Origin of the sequence: Pantoea sp. (genome assembly GCF_028283705.1) — a bacterium.
In the GTDB taxonomy this organism is placed as follows: Bacteria; Pseudomonadota; Gammaproteobacteria; order Enterobacterales; family Enterobacteriaceae; genus Pantoea.
The window spans coordinates 668841-690229 of record NZ_JAPWKD010000032.1 but is presented as its reverse complement, the minus strand read 5'-3'; the positions used below and the strand labels follow the sequence as shown (position 1 = coordinate 690229).

Genomic DNA, 21389 nt, shown 5'->3' with positions numbered 1-21389 from the left:
CGCAATTTATTGCGCAGGGTTTCACCCCCGCCGCATTGCCGCCACATCCACCTGCCACTGATTAAGCTTGTTATATAACGCGGTACGCGAAATCCCCAGCAGCTGCGCCGACTGGCGCAGGTTGCCTTTCTGCTCCGCTACCACCTGCAACACATGCTGGCGTTCATTTTCCTGCAACGAGGGCAACGCGATCGGCGGTTGATGGCTGTGCACCATCTCATCTGGCAGATCCTGCCTGCCAATCTCCAGCCCTTCGCACAGGTTCACCATGCGTTCCACCAGATTCTCCAGCTCGCGTACGTTGCCCGGCCAGTGCCATGCCTGCAAACAACGCATCGCCTCCGGTGAGACCTGCGGCGCGATGCGTTTCAGCCGGGCACAGAGCGCCAGAATAAAAGTATTCACCAGGCCGGGGATATCTTCCTGGCGTTCACGCAGCGGTGGGATTGCCAGTGACACCACATTCAGCCGATAGTAAAGATCGCGTCTGAACGCCCCTTTCTCCACGGCATCCAGCAGGTTGCAATGGGTGGCGGCGATGATGCGTACATTGACCTTCAGCGGATTAGCCGCGCCGATGCGCACCACCTCGCTCTCCTGCAACACGCGCAGCAGGCTGGTCTGTGCTTCCAGCGGCATCTCACCAATCTCATCAAGAAACAACGTACCGCCATCGGCCAGCTCGAATTTGCCTGGCGATCCTCCGCGACGTGAGCCGGTGAACGCGCCATCGACATAACCAAACAGCTCGCTCTGCACCAAATCGCGCGGCAGTGCGCCGCAGTTCAGCGCGATAAAGGCTTCCTGCTGACGCGGGCTGGCGTTATGGATCGCCTGGGCAAACAACTCCTTACCGGTGCCACTTTCGCCGGTCAGCAGCACGGTGCTATCGGTGCGGCTGCTGGCACGCGCTTTCTGAATCGCCTGCTGTACCCGTGGCGCATGGCCGCGAATCATCTCAAAGGTGTAGCTGGCGCTGACGCCCATCACCCGACGGGTAATGGCACGGATACGCTGGTTCTCGCGCAGCGAAAGCACGCGTCCGCCGTCGGGGGCGGGCATCAGCGAAATCAGGCAGGGGATTGGCTGCACGCCGTCCGGCATAAATTGCAGCTCGCGGTCGTTGCAGAACGGCATGGTCAGTAGCGATCCCCCCTGTGGCTGCAACAACACATCGATCGGTCCGGCATCGGGATCCAGCCCGCTGAAGATCTGGCGCGCGTAACGATTCAGGGTTTTGATCCGGCCGTGGCGATCACAGACGATCACCCCTTCATTGAGGGTTTCAAGGATCGATTGCTGCTCCGCCAGCAGACGACGCAGCATCAGTTGCTGGCCTACCGCTTCAGCCGCCGCCTGCACGGTGCCTAGCGTGTGCGCATTGAAGTTATCGGGGGTGGCGGTGAGCGTCAGTACACCGATCAGCTGGCCGCTGGCATCACGTACCGGGGCGGCGGCGCACTGGCGATGACGTTTGCGCAGATCGAATTTCCAGTTCTCACCGCTCAGCACATACACCAGCCGCTGCTCAATCAGGCAGCGTGCGGTGCAGTTGGTGCCAAGCACTTCTTCGCGCAGGATACTGCCGACTGGCGTCATATCCGCGCCACAGTAATGTAGCGTCACTCCCTGGGCATCGGTCAGGTTGATATGCCCATCCGGGTTGTAGGCGAGCAGATTCTCCATAATGCTGCGCGCCACCAGGATCAACCCGGCGTTGTGTTCGAGGATCGCGGCCAGTTCATCGGCGGGTGGGGAGATATAGGTAAAATCGCTGGGATCGGTGCCACGCTGCTGCGATCGTTGCCACGACTGCAAAATGCTACGCCGCATCCAGCCCGGCTGTTCACCGCGTTGAAAACTATGCCAGCCCTGCCACAGCAAATTATCCCACTCGGCAACCTCCGCGCCGCCTGGCAGGCTGAAGATCGGGTCGCTTTCATCTTTAAACGGCAACCGCTCACTGAGAGATCGCATGACGCACTCCGGCGATGGATGGAATGTCCATTTTATTTACATGTGAAGTTGACATGTAAATTTTGTGGCCAGTTTGTGAACTGTATCTGTGTGGCGTCTCACAAATTCCGGCGATTTTTACCTGGCATCGGCTTTGCAATAACCCCGTTATCTGCCGCATCCCGCGTGATGCTTCGTCAATAACAAGGAGTTAGCAATGATTCAACCTGTACGCGTTGGCCTGATTGGGGCCGGTCGCATGGGCAGCTTCCATGCGGAAAATCTCGCCTGGCGGGTGCCGGGCGCAACGCTGGCCGCCGTGGCCGATCCGCTGCCGGGTGCAGCAGAAAAACTGGCACAGCAGCTCGGGGTAGCGAAAGCCTATAACGATTTGCACGCGCTGCTGCAGGACGCGGAAATCGATGCTGTCGTCATTGCCGCTCCGGCACGCACCCATGCGGAATGGGTGATTGCTGCTGCGCAGGCCGGAAAACATGTGTTTTGTGAAAAACCGATGGCGGTGACGCTGGACGAAGCCGATCGCGCCATTCAGGCGGCGAAAACCGCCGGTGTGGTGTTGCAGGTGGGGTTCAACCGGCGCTTTGACAGCGGTTTTGCCGCTGCAATTGCCACTGTTACAGCCGGGGAGAATGGCACCACGCAGTTAAGCCGTTCCGTCACCCGTGATCCGGCGTTGCGCGATCCGGCACCGATCCCGCCGTGGACCATCTTCCTCGAAACCCTGATCCACGACTTCGATACCCTGCTGCACTTCAATCCTGGTGCCAGGCCGGTAGAAGTGTACGCGCTGGCTGATGCGCTGGTACGCCCGGATTTTAAAGACAAAGGCCTGCTGGATACCTCAGTAGTGACCATTCGTTTCGACAATGGCGCGATTGCCACTGCCGAAGCCAATTTTCAGGCTGTCTATGGCTATGACGTACGCGGCGAAGTGTTTGGCAGCAAAGGCATGTTGCAGGCCGGGCATATTAACGCCAACCACTGCGTGCGTTACCACGCGGGCGGCATCGCGATGGATACCTCGCGCCTCGATTCGGATCTGCTGCGCGACGCCTATGTGGCGGAGATGACCGAGTTTGCCCGCTGCATCCTTACCGGCGAGACGCCACGCGCCAGCGGCGAAGATGCCCGTAATGCGCTGGAAATTGCGCTGGCCTGTATTGAATCCGTCAAACAACACCAACCGATCACGCTGGGAGGCTGCTAATGGCTGGGTATCAACTTTCCGTCTGTGCCGAAATGGTGTTTCTCGATCTGCCATTTATCGATCGCGTCAGACGTATTCATGAGCTGGGCTTCGGCGTCGAAATCTGGGGCTGGGCCAATAAGGATATTGCGGCGCTGGCGGCGACAGGCGCGCGCTTCACCTCCATGACCGGCTATCTGAGCGGCAACCTGACCGATGATGACCAGATAGCCCAATTGCTCCAGAGTGCGGAAACCTCGCTGGCGGTGGCGGCACAACTGAATTGTCCGGTCCTCAATTTGCACGGCACCGGGCTGGATGACAAAGGTCTGCCGGTGAAACCGGTGGAGGTAGTGACCGGTGACATGTGGCTGAAGGCCGCCGATACGCTACGCAAAGTGGCACAACTCGGTGAGCGCGCCGGGCGGGTATTCACGCTGGAAAACCTCAATCTGCCGGTTGACCATCCGGGTACGCCTTTTGCGCTGGCTGCCGATACGCTGGCGCTGGTGGAGGCGGTCAACAGCCCGGCGCTGAAGATGAATCTCGACCTGTATCACGCGCAGATCGGGGAAGGCAATTTGATCGAACTGATCCGTCGTGCCGGTCCGGCGATTGGTGAGATCCAGGTAGCGGATGTGCCCGGACGTCAGCAGCCTGGCACCGGTGAAATCAACTATCGCGCCATCGCCCGTGCGCTGCATGACATCGGTTATCAGGGCACGGTGGCGATGGAGGGCTGGGCCAGCGGCGACAGCACGGCTGCGCTACAGCAGTTCCGCGATCACTTCAGTTTATAAGCGTTATCCCGCCGGGTATTTGCCTGTTGCCCGGCGTTAAAACACAACAATAAAATCGCAACCCTACAGGAAACATATCATGAAAATCAGAACCTTATTTCTCCTGCTCTGTTCGTTGTTGTTCAGCCTGAGCGTCAGCGCCAAAACCTTCACCGTTGGCGTGGCGCTGGCGAATTTTGACCTCAACTTTGTGTCGATTTTGCGTACCCAGATGGAAGCCGAGCTGAAGGCCAATCAACTCAAAGGACAGTTTGTTGATGCCAAAGGCGATGTAGCGCTTCAGGTGCAGCAGGTGGACGATTTTATCAACCAGGGTGTGGACGCCATTATCCTCAACCCGGTGGATACCCAGGGGGTGCTGCCGATGATCACCGCCGCGAAGAATGCCGGGATTCCGCTGATCTTTGTCAACCGTAAACCGGAAGTGAAGCTACCGGCAGATATGGCTTATGTCGGCTCGGATTCGGCGCTGGGCGGCGAAATGCAGATGGAAGCGCTGGCGAAAAAGATGAATTACAAAGGCAACGTCGCCATCCTGATGGGGGCTTTGTCCAACGAAGAAGCTCGCGAGCGCACCCGCGCGGTGGAAGCGGTGATCGCCAAATATAAAGATATGAAGGTGGTGGAGAAGCAAAGTGCGAAGTGGCAGCGCAACGAAGCGGTGGATGTGGTATCGGGCTGGCTGCTGAATCAGCGTCCGATTGATGCCATCGCCGCCAATAACGATGAGATGGCGATTGGCGCGATTATGGCGCTGAACCAGGCGAAGAACGAAAAGATCCTGGTGGCGGGCATTGATGGTACGCCGGACGGCCAGCAGTTTGTGAAGAGTGGCAAAATGGTGCTGACGATTTTCCAGGATGCCAAAGGCCAGGCGACCGGGGCGGTGCAGGTGACCAAAGAACTGCTGAATAAACAGCAGGTTCAGGTTTATAACTGGGTGCCGTATAAAACCATTACGCCGGAGAATTACACCCAGTTTGTCGCAGCGAATTAAGGTTGCGCGAATATCGCGCGTTACGTTTACTACGTAATCGTTAATACGTATGATTCTCATTCTTTTTACAACTCCCTAATGGAGCGAAGAATGAAATCCTTGTTCAACCCACGTATTGCGGGTGTGGCGCTGGCCGTGGTCACGGCGCTGAGTCTGACGGCTTGTCAGGCACCGGCGAAAAAAGCCGCAGCGCCTGTTGTTGCCCCTCAGCCGGTTGCCAGCAATGTGCAGCAGCGGGTGCTGGCGGAGGGTCTGTATGAAATGGCCTATGTCCCCGGCAGCACCGCATCGCTGTTTGTCGCCAGTGCGCAGAGTTTCAAAGGGGTTAACGGTGGCGTGATCTACCGCCTCGATCCGGCCACGTTGGCAACCAAAGGCGAAACCCATACCGACCTGAAAAACTTTGCGATGACGATGGAGCCGGACGGTAGCCTGCTGTACGTCACCAATACGCTGGATGGCGGGATTTCAAAAGTCGATGCGCAGAGCGGCAAAGTGTTGCAGCGTCTGATGTTCGGCCTGATCAACGACAAAGGCTTCCCGTCTGGTGCGCGTGAAATCATGCTGCACGACGGCCTGCTGTATATCGGTGGCGTGGCGGATCCGGGCGTGATCTGGGTGGTGGATGCTAAAACCTTTAAGCTGAAAACCACCATCAAAAATGCCGGTAAGTGGGTAACTGGCCTGCTGTATTCACCGGTCACCGATCGTATCTATGCGGCCAACGGCAGTGGCGAGATCCTGGTGATCAACCCGCGCAGCCATAAGATCGAACAACGCTGGACACCAGGTGATGGCAAAACCTATCTGTTGCTGAATCTGGCGGAAGATCCGGCCACCGGTCGCCTGTTTGTTACCGACAATTCCAAAGCGAAAACCACGCTGGTATTTGATGAGCACACCGGCAAGGTGATCAAGCGGATCGACGGCGATGCGCTGGGTATCAAGTTCAACGCCAAACGCAATGAGATCTATATCAGCCAGCGTGAATCCGGCAAGGTGCTGCAACTGGATGCCACCACTTACGCGGTGAAAAACAGCTGGACGCTGCCAACTCATCCGAACAGCCTGCTGGTCTCACCTGATGGTCAGACGCTGTATGTGACGGTGAAGCAGGGCTTTAACAAGGATCATTCGACGAAAGGGCCGGATAGCGTGGTGCGGATTAAATTGAATTGATGAGGTGAAAAGGGCGGTTGCACCGCCCTTAATTTTAGGCCACGCCCTGCACCAGCAACACGCGATATTTTGCGCCCTTCAGACGATGCGTTTTGGCTTCCTGATAAGCCGGGCTGTAATACCAGCCTTTCGCGGCATCGATATCCGGGAACTCCAGTACCACCACACCTTCTGCTTCCGGGCCTTCCAGCGTTTCCAGCTCGCCGTAAAAGGCCAGCGGGGTGATCGGATGATCACCGCGCGCTTCACCGGCTTTCTCAGCGTAGATCGCCATTTCGTTGCCGTTCAGCGTTTCATCGCGGATAAACACCACATATGCGCTCATTATTTTTCTCCCCGCGCCTGGCGCTTATCTTCGGTGTTGGTCTCAAAATCAGACGCATCATGACGTTCCAGCAACTGGTCTTCAGGTGCGGCACCGAAGGCACGGTTCACCTTGCGGCCACGGATCACTGCCGGACGCTGGGCAATCTCTTTCGCCCAGCGCACCACATGTTTATACGACTGCACATCAAGGAACTCGGCACCGCCGTATTGATCGTTCAGCACCAGGTTGCCGTACCACGGCCAGGTGGCGATATCGGCAATGCTGTATTCATCGCCGCCGAGATAGTGGTGATTTGCCAGCTGGCGATCCAGCACATCCAGCTGACGCTTCGCTTCCAGCGTGAAGCGGTTGATAGCGTACTCGATTTTTTCCGGCGCGTAGTGATAGAAATGACCGAAACCACCACCGAGATAAGGGGCAGAACCCTGCAACCAGAACAGCCAGTTGAGCGCTTCAGTGCGACCGGCAATGTCTTTCGGCAGGAAGTGGCCGAATTTGTCCGCCAGGTACAGCAGGATGTTGCCGGATTCAAACACGCGCAGTGGCGGATTGACTGAGTGGTCGCTCAGCGCCGGGATTTTGGAGTTCGGGTTAACGTCAACGAAACCGCTGGAGAACTGGTCGCCCTCACCGATGCGAATCAGCCAGGCATCGTATTCGGCGGCAGTGACGCCGAGTGCCAGCAACTCTTCCAGCAGAATGGTAATTTTCTGGCCGTTGGGGGTGCCCAGCGAGTACAGCTGGAGCGGGTGTTTGCCGACCGGCAGTGTTTTCTCGTGAGTGGGTCCGGCAGTCGGACGGTTGGTCTTAGCGCCGTTGCCTTTGGCTTCCGGGTCCCAGGTCCAGACTTTTGCGGGCTGATACTGATGTTCCGACATTGTGATTTCGCCTTGTTGTGGTTGCGTTTTTAGCTGCCACAGAGTGTAGCAGTCGCAGTCAACGGCGATTTAACCGCGCTGGCGATGAGATGCAAAGTGCGGTTATGCAAAGTTCTCTTGCGTAAAAAGCATAAAGTCCACTTTGCCTGCCTGCCAGGTATCCGGCTGCTCACCTTCTTCCAGGTAGCGCAGCAGCAGCGTCAGAGCCAGTTGGGCATGGCGCTGGGTATTTTGATCGAGCGTCAGCGTCAGTACCTGTTTTTCCAGCAGCATGCGCGTGGTGTTGTAAAGCTCATGGGTGACGTACACCACTTTGCCGCTCAGGCGGTGGCGCGCCAACGCTTCATAAATCTGCGTATTGCCCATCCCGGTGTTATACAGGCCGACAATCTGTTTTGAATTCGCCAGCGCTTTTTCCAGCAGGCGGCTGATGCGTTCGCGCTCATCCTGCCCGGCGAGAATGGCGTTGAGATGGAGCTGCGGGAAGCGTTCGGCCAGCACTGCCTGACATCCTTCAATGCGCTGGCGGTGGGCGCGGTAATCAGTCCGGCCACTCACCAGCACCACCTCACCCGGCTGAGACAACATGCTGCCCAGCATCAACCCGGCGGTGCGCCCGGCTTTGTACTGATTGATACCGACGTGGCACAGGCGCGCTGCATCGGGCAGATCGGTCACCAGCGTAATCACCGGCACCGCGCGTGCCTGACATGTCGCCAGTGCCTGATAAATCAGTGGGTTTTCATGGGCGAAGACAATCAGCGCATCCATTTTTTTGCTGCTGGCTTCGATGTGTGCCGCCAGTTTCTCTGGCGCGTTTTCCGGGATCAGGGTGCGATGCAGTCGCAGGCGGCGATAGCCCAGTTCATCCGCCAGGGTAGCGAAATCCTGTGCCAGCTGCTGAAAGAAGAACGAACCGTTGCCACTCAGCAGCACTTCAATCTGCCATGGATGACGATGCTCCTCCGGCAAAATGCGTTTTAGCCCGGCATCACGTGCGATTTGCAGCACTTTTTTGGTCATCGCCGGTGAGACGCCGCCCCGGTCATTCAGCACCCGGTCCACCGTCGCCACGCCTACGCCTGCCCGTTTGGCCAGTTCTGCCAGCGTCATTGCCTTCATCTGAGTGAATTCCATCAAAAACCGCGTTCAGCCAGCCTGCCAGAAGCGGCTATTTTGACAAGCAACAGACCTCTGAAGTGTGAACAAACAGGAGCTTTATCATGCGGTCACCGCAACGTTTTGCCTTGATTGGTAGTGGTTTTATCGGCCAGGTGCATGCCGCGAATCTGGCGGCTCATCCTGGCGTGGAACTGGCGCTGGTGTGTGATATCGATGCCGCCCGCGCGGAAGCGGTGGCACAGCGCTACGGCGCACAAGCAGCCAGCGTGCAGCAGGCTCTCGCCAGTGATGCAATCGATGGGGTGCTGATCGCCAGCGCCACGCCGACTCATGCCGATCTGCTGGAGCAGGCGGTGACGGCAGGCAAGGCAGTGTATTGCGAAAAGCCGATTGATTTGTCGCTGGAGCGTGCGCGTGAGGTGGTGGAAAAAATTTCGCCGGTGCAAGTACCGATCACCGTTGGTTTTAACCGCCGTTTTGACCGCAGCCATCAGCAACTGAAAGCGCAGCTGCGGCAGGGGGTAATTGGCCGGACGGAGCTGATCCAGATGGTGTGCCGGGCTTCTGAGTTGCCGCCGCTGAGCTACCTGCAATCATCAGGTGGGCAGATGCGCGATCAGGCGATTCATTTCTTCGATCTGCTGCGCTGGCTGACGGACGATGAAGTCACCACCGTCGGGGCGATGGGTGCGGCGCTGGCGATGCCGGAAATCCGTGATTTTGATGTTGATACTTCGGTGCTGATTATGCGGATGCAGCAGGGGGCGTTGGCTCAGCTGGATAATACCCGCCGCACCGCTTACGGCTACGACGAACGCATTAGCGTGATGGGCAGTGCCGGGATGCTGGCATCAGAAAGTCAGTCGGTGCGCGGTGCCACCTTGTATCAGGCGCAGGGGATTACCCAGCCGGGTTTGTATGCCGACTGGTTCAGCCGGGTGCGCGAAACTTATTACACCCATCTGGATGCGTTTCTGCGCCATATCGCTGGCGAAACGGTGGCGGACCTGCCGGGATTGCAGGATGGCTTGCGCGCGCAGGCGATTGCTGAAGCGGCACAGCTGTCTTTAACCCGTGGTGAGTTTGTTGAGGTGATGTAACGGCGCGAGAAATCGCGCGATGCCGAAAAACACCGCGCGATGAATCGCGCCGCTACAATAACTCGCGTTCAATCAGTTCGCGGGTTTCCACTGCCTGATACTTCATTTTCTCGGGATAGCCAAACAGCGCCGCCGAGATGATTGATTCGCCGCCCACTTTAAAGCTGCGGTTGGCGAAATCCATCTCGCGCAGCGCTTCGAACAAGGCATCAAAATTAACCTCCCCTTCGCCGACTCCCACATGCTGGTGGATGGTGGCATCCACGCCCGGCGGGTTAACGATATAGCGGCAATGTTTGGTGTGGTTCATGGTATCGGCAATCAGCATATGCGACAGGTCATCCCCGGCGTATTGCAGCATGCTTTTCACATCGCCTTTGCCTTTGTCATAGAAGAAAGTGTGCGGCGCGCTGTAGATGTATTTCACATGATCGCTGCGGAATGACTTCACGATATCCGCTGTTTCGTTGCTCTCTTCGCAGAAGTCCCACGGATGCGCCTGAATTTCCACGCGAATACCTTCACGTTCGATAATCGGCAGCAGCTCTTCCATCGAACGATAGAACATCTCTTCACAGATCTCCGGCTCGTTCGGGTTGCCGGACAGCTCGGTATTGATCACCGGTACCCCCATTTCCACGGCGATTTCAATCATGCGTTTCCAGTTCTTCACTGCCGCCTGGCGACGTAATTCATCCGGACCGGACCAGCGATACACCACGATAAACGAGGAGATTTCCAGCCCGGTCGAACGCAGCGCGTTCTTGTATTCCGTCATGATTTCACGGCTGGCTTTCGGGTGTTTATAGAATGGGTTAATTTGCGGATGCGGCGACTGTTCAATGTACTTGTAGCCCCATTCCGCCACCTGATGCACCATGCGGGTGATACCAAGGTCACGGATGACATCTACGTCAAAAGCGATTTTCATTGTTTTCTCCTGCGCGTTAAGCCGGTCGCTCTTCATTGAAAACCACACCGATCTGGCGTCTCACTTCATCCATCGCGTTAAGCGTTGCCCGCGAGGTGGCAAGCGGACGAACCGGTGAGTCGATCAGGCCCTGATGGATGCACCAGGCGGTATGTTCGATTTCATGAGAAAGCTGGATATAGCGATTATTGGGTTCTTCCCAGCGCAGCGTGTGGCGGCCATCGCTGGAGGTCAGACGGAAGTTGCCGGGGGTGTAAAATTGCCCATCGAGATACAGGGTGGCATCGCGACCTGCGATCACCGCCGTACCGGGCGTGTTACTGAACAAAGTGGTGTTCAGCACCGCCTGCATCCCGCCGGGATGGGTCAGCAGCATTGAGGTCTGGCCGTTGACGCCGCCAGGCGCAGGCTGACCCACGGCGATAATGCTGTCCGGTGCCCCTGCCACCAGCACGCTGAAACTTATCAGGTAGCTGCCGAGATCCAGCATCGGACCCCCTGCCAGATCGGCGTTGAAAATGCGGTGATCCTGAGTGAAATACTCACCATGATCGGCAATCAGGGTATGAACCTCACCGAGTGCGCCATCTGCCAGCAGCTGGCGGATCACATCGTATTTTGGCGCGTAGTCGCACCACATGGCTTCAAGACACAGGCGCTGCTGTTGCTGCGCTTCCTGGTGTAACTGCAACGCCTGCTGCGCATTCAGCGTCAGCGGCTTTTCAATCAGCACATGCTTGCCAGCCTGCAATGTGCGTAAACCATCAGGGAAATGGTGGTTATGCGGCGTGGCGATATACACCACATCAATATCGTTGCGGTTCAGCAAGGCATCAATACCTGCACAGGCGTGGGGAATATCCCATTTGCTGGCAAACGCCTGCGCTTTCTCCATGCTGCGTGACGCGACCGCCACCAGCTGTTGTTGCGTGTGATGACGCAGCGCATTGGCAAAGTGGTCAGCAATCCAGCCGGGGCCGACAATGCCCCAGCGCAGCGCGGGAATCTGGTTAACAGGGTGACGACGGGGTACAGGTAAGGTTGAAGGGAACATATCATCTCCGTTTTTCTTCGATACGTAACACATCGGGCGACCAGGCAGGCCGTTAACCACTATAGGAAGGCGCAGCTGGCCGCTCTAACGCTTTGCTGATGCAAATCCATCAACCCGTTTTCAGGCGTCGTCAGTAAAAATAATTATCAAACATTTATTCCGAATGATATTGATGTGAAATTATTCATTTCATTTTTGCGAAGGGGATCAAAATTATGAGAGATTCTCTATCAGACATGGCGATTTCCAGCATGAAGCATTGGCACTTTTGATGTGGCTGAGGCATTATTTTTGATAAAATTTCTATCATTTAATCCTGGAAATCTGGCATGAGTAAAATCACCATGAATGCCATCGCCGCTGCTGCCGGTGTCGGTGTGGCAACCGTTGATCGCGTGCTTAATCGCCGTGCGCCGGTGCGCGCCGCCACCGAACAGAAGGTGCTGGAGGCGGCGAGCCGTATGGGCTATCGCGCTGATCTGATGCCTTTGCTGCACCCGGGGCAGCAGGTGTCCGCCGTCTCGCTGCGTATGGGTTTTATTCTGCTGGCAAAAAGCTATTCGTTTTATCAGTCGCTGACCGATGCCCTGCGCGCACAGGCGCAGCCGCTGCATCCGGCAGGCAGCGAACCGCAGTTTTTCTGGCATGACATTGATGATGTTGATGCGGTGGTGGCCTCGCTGCATACCCTGGCGCAACAGGTGGACGCAATTGGGTTGGTGGCGCTCGACCATCCGCTGATCCGCCGGGCAATTGAAAGCATATCGCGCCAGGGGGTGAAGGTTTATGCGCTGTTTTCCAATTTCTCCCCCTGTGGTCACGCAGGGTACTTCGGGCTGGATAACCAAAAAGCCGGGCGTACCGCAGGCTGGATGACAACGCATTTGCTGCATCAGCCTGGCCCGGTGGCTGTGCTGGTGGGCGACCACCGTTTTACCTGCCAGGAAAGCTGCGAAATCAGCTTCCGTTCTTACCTGCGCGAACAGGACAGCACGCGCCGGGTGCTGGAACCGTTAAAAACCCATGAGTCGATCGAGGGGGGTTATCAGGCGACGCGCCGCCTGCTGGATGACCATGCCGATCTGGCTCTGATCTTCGCACCATGCGGTGGGGTTGAAGGGGTGATCCGTGCCCTGCGTGAACAGCCGCAACGGCGGGTGGCGCTGATTTGCCACGGCCCGGTCAGTGATGGTGATCTGGCCTTGATTGACGGTACCATCACGGTGATGCTGCGCCATCGCATTGAGGATCTGGCTCTGACGCTGGTACAAACGCTGCAACAGCAGCAGGCCGGGGGCCATGAGCATTTCACCCAGGTGACGTTGCCGTTCGATATTGTGACGCGCGAGAACCTCTGACGGCGTTTAAAAACCGCACATCAGCGTAACGGCGCGATTTATCGCGCTGTTTTTATATGAAATGATAGAAAGTTATCATTTTTGTGATAATAAATAACATGATCGTTATCAAAAAATGAAAGTTTCATGCTTGTTGAGGATGAAATTTTTATTTGATACTTGCCCCATCAATCACAGCAAGGAACGATCATGACTATTCATATCGCCAATGCGCCCTGTAGCTGGGGCGTTGATGATCCGAAAAATCCCTTCCTGCCACCGTGGCAAAAAGTCCTGAGTGAAGCGGCGCAGGCGGGTTACCGCAGCATTGAACTTGGCCCCTGGAGCTACCTGCCGGTGGATGCCCGCGAACTGCGTCAGCAGCTGGAGTTACACAACCTGTCACTGGTGGCGGGTACTCTGTTTGACGACCTGGTGAGTGCGGCCAATTTCCCGGCGATGGTGGAGCTGACGCACAACATCTGCCGCAACCTGTCCCAGGTGCCGACAGCAGAGAAAACCCACGGCGTAAACCAACCGGCCCCCTACCTGGTGATTATCGATTTCGGTAATCCCGAACGGGCGAAATATGCCGGTCAGTCCGATAAAGCGCCGCGTCTGGCAACGGACGACTGGCAGCGCATGATGCAGCACATCACCACCCTGAGCGAGATTGCCTGGCAGGAATATGGCGTGCGTGCGGTGATCCATCCCCATGCTGGTGGCTGCATTGAATTCGCCGATGAACTGGAACAGCTGGTGCAGGATATTCCGCACGAAGTCGCCGGTTTGTGCCTCGATACCGGCCATCTGTACTACTCCGGCATGGACCCGATTACCTGGTTGAATCGCTACTGGGATCGCATCGATTATCTGCACTTCAAAGACGTTAACGAGGCTGTGTGGCGGGATGTGATTGCTCGTGGCGTCGATTTCTTTGCTGCCTGTGCCGAAGGGGTGATGTGCCCGATAGGTAAAGGGGCGATTGATTACCCGGCGGTGCGCGGCTTCCTGGCGGAACGTAATTATCAGGGCTGGATCACCATCGAACAGGAGCGCGACCCGCGCAATGCTGACACCAGCCTGCGCGATGTCACTGCCAGCCTGCACTATCTGCAATCCGTCGGATTCTGAGGACAACATCATGATTAACGGCACTAAAGCTCTCGATCGTTCACTGCGTTGGGGTATGGTTGGCGGCGGTGGCACCAGCCAGATTGGTTACATTCATCGTTCCGCTGCCCTGCGTGACGGCAATTTTGTGTTGCAGGCCGGAGCGTTCGATATCGACGCTGAACGTGGCCGGGCCTTTGGCGTGGCGCTGGGCGTGACACCAGATCGTTGCTATCCCGATTATGAAACGATGTTCGTGGCTGAGGCGGCGCGCGCCGACGGTATCGAGGCGGTCTCCATCGCTACCCCCAACAACACCCATTTCGCCATTTGCCGTGCCGCGTTAAACGCCGGGCTGCATGTGGTCTGTGAAAAACCTCTGTGCTTCACCGTTGCTGAGGCTGATGAGCTGGAAAAACTGTGTGCGGAGAAGAAAAAAATCATCGGGGTGACTTACGGCTATGCCGGTCATCAGTTGATTCATCAGGCCCGGGAGATGATTGCTGAGGGCTTACTGGGGGAGATTCGCATCATCAATATGCAGTTTGCCCACGGTTTCCATAACGAGGCGGTGGAGTTGCAAAATCCCAGCACCAAATGGCGTGTCGATCCGCGTTTTGTTGGCCCCAGCTATGTGCTGGGGGATCTTGCCACGCATCCGCTGTTTATCGCTGAAACGATGGTGCCGAAGCTGAAGGTCAAACGTCTGTTGTGCAGCCGCCAGAGCTTCGTCAAAAGCCGCGCACCGCTGGAAGATAACGCCTTTGTGATGATGGAGTATGACAATGGTGCGGTGGGCACCATGTGGGCATCGGCGGTGAATTGCGGTTCGATGCACGGCCAAAAGGTGCGGGTGATTGGTGAGAAGGCCAGCCTGGAATGGTGGGATGAACAGCCGAATCAGCTGCGTTACGAAGTGCAGGGCGAGCCGGTGCAGATTCTGGAGCGCGGCATGGGGTATTTGTACGGGCGTGCGTTAGAGGAGGATCGTATTGGCGGCGGTCACCCTGAAGGGTTGTTTGAAGCATGGTCCAATCTCTATCGTCGTTTTGCGCTGGCGATGGATGCCACCGACCGTGCTGATAAGGCTTTCCTGGAGAACTTCTGGTATCCCGATGTGCACGCAGGACTGATGGGGGTGCGCTGGGTCGGGCAGTGCGTGCAGTCGGCTGATGCCGGTGCGGTGTGGGTTGATTGCTGAATCGAACATTCCTACGCGCAATAAATTGCGCTGCTACAAACCGTGTATGCAGAAGCGTAGCGGCGCGATTTATCGCGCGGTTTTTAGATTACAGATAAATAATTTCCACATTTCCAGGAATAATCTCCGGGTTAATCAGTAGTGTGAAGGTGGCCCCTTCACCAATGCGTATACAACAGGGTTGTCCATGAGTTTCAAGCGCTTTCAGGACAGAGCCACTTTCCAGCGTAATACAGGGAATAAAGTCTCCTTTAGTTTCTCCCGGTGGAGGTAAGCAGATTTCATCAACAACGGTATTTTCTTTCATTATCAGCGTGTGCCCCCGTAGCTTCACGGCACCATTGAGGGTCGAAGAGAGGATTTCATTATTCCGGCCACCCAGGATGGCACCCTGTCTGATGACGGAATGGTTGTGAATCAGTGTATTGCTATCTTTAGCATAAATAAAATCCACTGTGGAGTTATTTATCTCTGTCAATCCTTCCTGACTATAAACAGCTTTGGCACTGCTTTGCTCCAGCAGAGTATTGCCACCATTATTCAGAATGCTTCCCGCGACCAATGATTTGTATACTTTTATTTCCCGTCCATCATCGTCTATACAGTAACGATTGTTAATAATATCTCCGTATATTTTACACCTATCATGACATTCGACATCATCGTCGTCGGCTAAAATAGCAAAGTGAGTTAAGCTATCGACATTTTTGTCATCCTCAGGGTCCATCAGAGAGTTATAATAATCAATATCAGCAATGTTAAATTGATAAATGGCATCGTCGCTATCTTTGATACTATCTATCCAGGCATCAAATCCGGATCGCGGTGTGATCTCTGTTTTTATATAGTCCCGACTTCTGATTTCCGTTGTGGTTAAGGTGATTGGGAAGATCGAACCTGTTACTTTCCCGATAATTAAACAATCTTTCGCCTTGATGTGGCCGCTCGGTGCGTTAACCACGCCTTTAATGGTGCAGTCATTCATCACCACGAGTCCACGATAAGAATAAACGGCTTCATCGGCTTCAGGGTCAGTATGCTTAGCGCCAACGTAGCAATTGGTAAGGATGATACTTTCAGTACAGTGAATATCAAAATTAATAATATGATTGCTCATCTGAAGAGGGTTACGCGCATATATCTGCTCCGAATATTGCCAGTCACTGTCAGAATTCCTTGCTGCTGCACCGGGTGAGGTCGAAATAGAACTTATGCTCATCATTATTCCCTTATATTAATAGCGACTGGTCGCCATTGATGACGACCAGAGCATAAAGTTAAATAAAATGAATTTCCACATTGGCAGGGATGGGGTCCCCAGTGTTCAGGGGGGTAAAGACAGCATCTTTTCCAATAACTAAGCGACACCGCTGTCCTTCAGTTTCGATAGCATGAAGCGTGGAGCCACTGTTAAGTCTGATCTCGGTAAAATCAAACTCTCCTCTGACTTCATGGGGTTGCGGTAAACAAACCTTATCAACGATGGAGTGGTCTTCGATAGTCAGAATTTGTCCCTTCAGCTGCACGGAGTCATGGAGAGTTGAGGATGAAATCCGGTTCATCATGCCTCCCAGCATTGCGCCATGTTTGATGACAGAATGATTATTAATATGTGTATCACTGTTCACGCTATAAATAAAACCGACATCTGAGTTATTTATCTCGGTTTTTTGTGTATTACTATAAACGGCTTTTGCACTGCTTCTTTCCAGCAATGTGCTGCCGGTGCGGTTTACGATGCTCCCTGCGATCATTGAATCAAAAACCTTAATATCTCTGGTCGGGTTTTCAATATCCAGGAAGTCGTTAATGATATCACCATATATTTTGCATTGTTCCCGACATTCGATATCGTTATCGTCGGTCGAGATTGCAATGTGATATAATCCGTAATGTTCGGTATTCATTTCCAGCAGATTGCTGTAACGTTCGATGTCGGTGGTAGTAAACTGATAAATTTCATCATCATGATCTTTGAGAACGTTTATCCACTCGCCAAATCCTGATTCAGGTACAGTTGCGTATTTTGTGTAATCCGGGCTTCTGATTTCCGTGGTTATTAAGGTGACAGGCGCGCTTCTGCCATCAACTTTCCCCTGAATTAAACATTTTTCGATCTCGGTATCACCATTGGGGGCGTAGACGATGCCTTTAATCGTGCATTCATTCAGTTTCACCCGGCCATCAGATGAGAAAACCACTTCCCATTTTTCTGGTTCTCTATTCTTAATCCCCACCTTACAATTATCAAGCGTGATATCATTGCTGTTAGCCACCGCAATATCGATGATGTAATTGCTTAAATTAACAGGGGCAATCCCTCCGCTGTGGCACTGAACAAAACGCCAGTTCGTTTCAATATTATTTGCCGTCGTGCCGTATGAGGCTGAAATAGATCCTACGCTCATAAAATCATTCCTTTGTAGAGATAAGAACTGGCAGTCAGGCCAGTGATATGGACTAAAGAGTATAAAAGCTAACGTGAAGAAGAGGTGGCGGGAATTGATTTCAGGGAAATATCATAAAATATCAGATGTTGAGAGGGGGAAAGAGGTCGCGCGATAAATCGCGCCGCTACAACGAATGCAATAATTGGCCAGGACGTGAAGTTTCGCTGGTTTCGTAGCGGCGCGATTTATCGCGCAGTGTGTGCTTTGAATCAATGGGATCGTAAATCGCTTAAAAAGCGCTGGGCACGCGGGTGCTGCGGTTGAGTGAAGAATTTTTCCGGCGTGGCTTTTTCCAGAATCTGGCCTTGATCCATAAACCAGATGGTGTCGGCCACTTCACGGGCAAAATTCATCTCGTGAGTGACGCACATCATCGTCATGCCTTCCTGCGCCAGGCTGCGCATCACTGATAACACTTCACCGACCATTTCCGGATCGAGTGCTGATGTCGGCTCATCAAACAGCATCACCGGCGGCTTCATCGCCAGCGCACGGGCAATTGCCACGCGTTGCTGCTGACCACCCGACAGCTGCGCCGGCCAGGCATCCGCCTTGTGCGACAGCCCGACCCGTTCCAGCAGTTCCCCCGCCAACTGACGCGCTTCAGAACGTTTCACCCCGAGCACCTTCATCGGCGACATCATTATGTTCTCTGCCACCGACACATGCGGGAACAGGTTGAAACTCTGGAAAACAAAACCAATACGCGTGCGCAGCTGGTTGAGGCGCGTACTGCTGCCGTGGATGTCGATGCCATCAAAGACAATCTGGCCGGATTCGATCGGTTCCAGTCGGTTTACGGTGCGGATTAGCGTTGATTTGCCGGAGCCGGATGGGCCGCACACCACTACCACTTCGCCGGGATTGATCTCGGCACTCAGGTCGGTCAGCGCCTGATACGCGCCGTACCATTTGTTGACCTGATTAAACAGAATCATCGGTCGCATAGCCGTTCCTTACTGTGATTGGGTTTTAGTCATCATCACCGCCGGGGTCGCGGTGGGGATTTCCACTGACGGCTGACGACGTTTCTGCGCCAGGCGTGCTTCCAGTTTGTTGGCAAGCCACGTCAGGCTGAAGCAAATGATGTAGTAACTCAGCGCCACGATGGCAAACACCTGAAAAGGTTTAGTCAGCAGTTGGTTACTCACCTGGTTGGCGGCGAAGGTCAGCTCTGGCACGTTGATCACATAGCCGAGGGTGCTGTCTTTAATGATCGACACCAGCTGGCTCACCAGGCTGGGCAGGGTGTTAAACAGCGCCTGCGGTAGGATCACCAGACGCAGGGTTTTGATATGTCCCATGCCGAGTGCGCGTGCTGCTTCATACTGGCCGTGCGGTAACGCCTGAATACCGCCGCGCACGATCTCGGCGATATAAGCGCTTTCATAAATCACCAGCGTACACAGCATGGTGGTAAAGCCACTGATGTTGTGACCAATCAGCAGCGGTACGCAAAAGTAGGTCCAGAACACCACCATCATCAGCGGGATGCCGCGCAGCAGATAGACCCAGCAGGTGGCGGGCCAGCTCAGCCAGCGCCATGGCGACAGGCGCGCCAGCCCCAGCAGCACTCCCACCGGAAAGGCGAACAGCACTGCCAGCAGCGAGATCAACAGAGTACAGAGCACCCCGCCCAGTGGCCCGTTCGGGTACTGGCCCATTAACAGCAGCATGCCGTTGTTATGCAAAATGGTGAACATCTCAAGCATCGCCATTACCTCGCATAGACGCGCTGAAAGCGGCGGGCCAGCAGCGCGCCAAGGCCCATCAGCAACAGGGAGAAGAACAGATAGCCAATGGTGGCGACAAAATAGGCCTCGAAGGTGCGGAAGGTCTGGTTCTCGATGTCGCGCGTCACATAAGTCAGTTCCGCCACGCCAATCACCATCGCCAGGCTGGTGTTTTTGAACAGCAATACCGTATGGTTAATTAACGATGGCAGCGCATTACGAATGCCCTGCGGCAGGATCACCGACCACATGGCGCGCACAAAGCTCATGCCAAGCGCACGCGCGGCTTCGTTTTGCCCATCCGGGATGGCGCGCAGGCCGCTGCGGATATCTTCCGAGAAGTAGGCGGCCTGGCACAGGCCAAGTGCCACCAGCGAGAACAGAAATTCGGCGTTGTAGTCGTTAATCCACATTTGCAGCGCTTCCGGCAGCAGCGTCGGAATAGCGAAATACCACATCATCAATTGAATCAGCGTCGGCACATTGCGGTGATACGAGACCCAGGCTTTCACCAGCCCGACGGCAATGCGTTGATTGGTCAGGCGGATGATCACCAGCAGCATGGCGAGGACCATTGCCAGCAGCCAGGCACCCAACGCCAGTTCAAGGGTGACAACCGTTCCATCGACGATCATCTGGCCGAAGTGGCCGGTTATCACACTGCTGAAATCGAGTGCCATAGTTTTACCTCGTTACTCGGCGCGGTCGCCCGGTCGCATGGTGGAAAGGCCGCCCGGCACCTGCAACGTTGGGGTGATCTCGATATTGCCGATATTCACCGCCACCGGTGCCGCCAGGGCAAAGGCGACGCAGTCGGCGATATCTTTTGCCTGCGGCAGCTCAAAGCCGTCAATAAAACGGCGACGCGCATCTTCGTGATCGCCCGAGACATTGCCGAAGATGTCGGTCGCGACGCGGCCCGGGCAGATTTCGGTGATGCGCACCCGCTTGCCATAACAATCGACGCGCAACTGGCGCGACAGGGCGTGCACCCCGGCTTTGGTGGCGTGGTACACCGAGTTACCGCCAAAGTTGTAGATGGCGGCAATGGAGGTGATGTTGAACACATGGCCACGATCGCGAGCCACCATGCCCGGCACCAGCAGACGGCACAGATGCAGCACCGCGCGCAGGTTCACATCCACCTGGCTTTCAATCACGTTTTCATCGGCATCGAGAATCGAGCCCGGATGCGACAACCCGGCGTTGTTGACCAGAATGTCGATTTGCAGGTCCTGACACAGCGCCGTCAGCGCACTGAGATCGCTGACATCCACTGCGTGTGGAATGCAGCCGGTGCGTTCCGCCAGCGCCGCCAGCTGTTCTTTGCGGCGCGCTACGGCGTGAACGGTGCTCCCTTCCTGGCACAGACGTTCAACAATCGCTTCACCCATCCCGGCTGATGCGCCGGTGACCAGTGCGGTTTTGTAATCTGAAAATGGCATTTGCCTCTCCTGTCATCGCCGGGCCTGTTGGCTGTGGCGCGTTTCTGATCTTTTTCTGACTTTATGCAGTTATGTGGTATGGGGATAAGACATAAAAATTTTGAGGCAATAAGCGACCCTTATAACCGCGGGAGTGCGGGGTTATCCTGATGAATTATCATGATTTCCTGGTTGTATTCCACAGGAGAGCCGCCGTCTGCCGTGACATTTTCCACCCGGCCAGCGGTGGCGCTGGTGACGGGCAAATACAGCGGACCCACCTGCACCAGTGCCAGCACCTCCTCGGGTTGCACCTGCTGACCGGGCTGGACAAAATCCTGCTGGCTGAGCGGATGGCGCAATAGCAGAGTGCCCGGCATCGTTGCTGTGACAACATGGGTGCTGCTCGGGATGACCTCCGGGGCCGGAGGGGCCGGAGGGGGAGCAGGGGGCAAGGGGGCGAAAGTCAGTCGTACCGACCAGTCTTTACCGCCCAGCTCCAGGCGGCTCAGCCCGGAGCGGCGCATCCGGCGCGCGATAGCGCGCAGCGTCGGCAGCGGTATTGCGGTTTTTTCCATG

21 protein-coding genes are annotated in these 21389 nt (G+C 55.4%); 8 read left to right on the top strand and 13 right to left on the bottom strand.

Translation table 11 applies throughout. From position 1 onward, the window contains the following. Positions 1 to 21: 21 nt before the first annotated feature. The gene (locus PW844_RS26165; protein WP_299458086.1) at positions 22 to 1977 is read right to left on the bottom strand and encodes a sigma 54-interacting transcriptional regulator; all 1956 of its coding nucleotides are present in this window, start codon (positions 1975 to 1977) and stop codon (positions 22 to 24) included. 196 nt (positions 1978 to 2173) lie between these two features. On the opposite strand from PW844_RS26165, the gene PW844_RS26160 reads away from it, so the two are divergent. The 4 genes from PW844_RS26160 (at position 2174) to PW844_RS26145 (ending at position 6139) form a co-directional block, all read left to right on the top strand. Further along, entirely contained in the window at positions 2174 to 3184 is a 1011-nt protein-coding gene (locus PW844_RS26160; protein WP_299458084.1) for a Gfo/Idh/MocA family oxidoreductase, read from the top strand. Next, positions 3184 to 3963: a TIM barrel protein gene (locus PW844_RS26155; protein WP_299458083.1), complete on the top strand. Its 780-nt coding sequence runs from the start codon at positions 3184 to 3186 to the stop codon at positions 3961 to 3963. The genes PW844_RS26160 and PW844_RS26155 overlap by 1 nt, the downstream gene beginning before the upstream one ends. 79 nt (positions 3964 to 4042) lie before the next feature. Next, a complete protein-coding gene (locus PW844_RS26150; RefSeq protein WP_084871915.1) occupies positions 4043 to 4960 on the top strand; it encodes a substrate-binding domain-containing protein in 918 nt (305 codons plus the stop codon). Positions 4961 to 5050: 90 nt separating this feature from the next. Next, positions 5051 to 6139, top strand: coding sequence for a YncE family protein (locus PW844_RS26145; RefSeq protein ID WP_299458080.1), 1089 nt, complete (start codon positions 5051 to 5053; stop codon positions 6137 to 6139). A gap of 34 nt (positions 6140 to 6173) precedes the next feature. Here the strand turns inward: PW844_RS26145 and PW844_RS26140 are convergent, their stop codons facing one another. The 3 genes from PW844_RS26140 to PW844_RS26130 all read right to left on the bottom strand — a co-directional run bounded on the left by PW844_RS26140 (position 6174) and on the right by PW844_RS26130 (position 8467). After that, positions 6174 to 6464, bottom strand: coding sequence for a DUF1330 domain-containing protein (locus tag PW844_RS26140; protein WP_299458077.1), 291 nt, complete (start codon positions 6462 to 6464; stop codon positions 6174 to 6176). Then, positions 6464 to 7345: a glutathione-dependent disulfide-bond oxidoreductase gene (yghU, locus tag PW844_RS26135; RefSeq protein ID WP_299458074.1), complete on the bottom strand. Its 882-nt coding sequence runs from the start codon at positions 7343 to 7345 to the stop codon at positions 6464 to 6466. The genes PW844_RS26140 and yghU overlap by 1 nt, the downstream gene beginning before the upstream one ends. A 102-nt stretch (positions 7346 to 7447) precedes the next feature. Further along, positions 7448 to 8467: a LacI family DNA-binding transcriptional regulator gene (locus PW844_RS26130; RefSeq protein ID WP_299458071.1), complete on the bottom strand. Its 1020-nt coding sequence runs from the start codon at positions 8465 to 8467 to the stop codon at positions 7448 to 7450. A gap of 101 nt (positions 8468 to 8568) precedes the next feature. On the opposite strand from PW844_RS26130, the gene PW844_RS26125 reads away from it, so the two are divergent. Further along, positions 8569 to 9567, top strand: a complete 999-nt coding sequence (locus tag PW844_RS26125; protein WP_299458068.1) for a Gfo/Idh/MocA family oxidoreductase — start codon at positions 8569 to 8571, stop codon at positions 9565 to 9567. A 52-nt stretch (positions 9568 to 9619) separates the two neighbouring features. On the opposite strand, the gene PW844_RS26120 is transcribed toward PW844_RS26125, so the two are convergent. After that, positions 9620 to 10498 (bottom strand): sugar phosphate isomerase/epimerase family protein, encoded by an 879-nt coding sequence (locus tag PW844_RS26120; RefSeq protein ID WP_084871921.1) that lies wholly within the window; start codon positions 10496 to 10498, stop codon positions 9620 to 9622. Between the two features lie 16 nt (positions 10499 to 10514). Beyond that, positions 10515 to 11552 (bottom strand): Gfo/Idh/MocA family oxidoreductase, encoded by a 1038-nt coding sequence (locus PW844_RS26115; protein WP_299458064.1) that lies wholly within the window; start codon positions 11550 to 11552, stop codon positions 10515 to 10517. 329 nt (positions 11553 to 11881) lie between these two features. On the opposite strand from PW844_RS26115, the gene PW844_RS26110 reads away from it, so the two are divergent. The 3 genes from PW844_RS26110 to PW844_RS26100 all read left to right on the top strand — a co-directional run bounded on the left by PW844_RS26110 (position 11882) and on the right by PW844_RS26100 (position 15203). Continuing rightward, entirely contained in the window at positions 11882 to 12910 is a 1029-nt protein-coding gene (locus PW844_RS26110; RefSeq protein ID WP_299458062.1) for a LacI family DNA-binding transcriptional regulator, read from the top strand. 189 nt (positions 12911 to 13099) lie between these two features. Then, positions 13100 to 14023: a TIM barrel protein gene (locus PW844_RS26105; RefSeq protein WP_299458059.1), complete on the top strand. Its 924-nt coding sequence runs from the start codon at positions 13100 to 13102 to the stop codon at positions 14021 to 14023. Between the two features lie 10 nt (positions 14024 to 14033). Beyond that, positions 14034 to 15203 carry a Gfo/Idh/MocA family oxidoreductase gene (locus PW844_RS26100; RefSeq protein ID WP_299458057.1) on the top strand — a complete coding sequence of 390 codons (1170 nt, stop codon included), beginning with the start codon at positions 14034 to 14036 and terminating at the stop codon, positions 15201 to 15203. An 88-nt stretch (positions 15204 to 15291) separates the two neighbouring features. Here PW844_RS26100 and PW844_RS26095 read toward each other — a convergent pair whose 3' ends face one another. From PW844_RS26095 to PW844_RS26065, 7 genes are all read right to left on the bottom strand, one after another. Continuing rightward, on the bottom strand, positions 15292 to 16425 hold the full coding sequence (locus PW844_RS26095) for a hypothetical protein (RefSeq protein ID WP_299458055.1): 1134 nt from the start codon (positions 16423 to 16425) through the stop codon (positions 15292 to 15294). Positions 16426 to 16480: 55 nt separating this feature from the next. Next, positions 16481 to 17611, bottom strand: coding sequence for a hypothetical protein (locus PW844_RS26090; protein WP_299458053.1), 1131 nt, complete (start codon positions 17609 to 17611; stop codon positions 16481 to 16483). A 251-nt stretch (positions 17612 to 17862) separates the two neighbouring features. Continuing rightward, positions 17863 to 18600 (bottom strand): amino acid ABC transporter ATP-binding protein, encoded by a 738-nt coding sequence (locus PW844_RS26085; RefSeq protein ID WP_299458050.1) that lies wholly within the window; start codon positions 18598 to 18600, stop codon positions 17863 to 17865. Positions 18601 to 18609: 9 nt separating this feature from the next. Then, positions 18610 to 19365, bottom strand: a complete 756-nt coding sequence (locus tag PW844_RS26080; RefSeq protein ID WP_299458048.1) for an amino acid ABC transporter permease — start codon at positions 19363 to 19365, stop codon at positions 18610 to 18612. A gap of 5 nt (positions 19366 to 19370) precedes the next feature. Then, entirely contained in the window at positions 19371 to 20066 is a 696-nt protein-coding gene (locus tag PW844_RS26075) for an amino acid ABC transporter permease (RefSeq protein WP_299458046.1), read from the bottom strand. A 12-nt stretch (positions 20067 to 20078) separates the two neighbouring features. Beyond that, positions 20079 to 20831, bottom strand: a complete 753-nt coding sequence (locus tag PW844_RS26070; RefSeq protein WP_299458044.1) for an SDR family oxidoreductase — start codon at positions 20829 to 20831, stop codon at positions 20079 to 20081. 119 nt (positions 20832 to 20950) lie between these two features. Further along, positions 20951 to 21388, bottom strand: coding sequence for an acetyl-CoA carboxylase biotin carboxyl carrier protein subunit (locus PW844_RS26065; protein WP_299458042.1), 438 nt, complete (start codon positions 21386 to 21388; stop codon positions 20951 to 20953). Between the last annotated feature and the right edge of the window lies 1 nt (position 21389).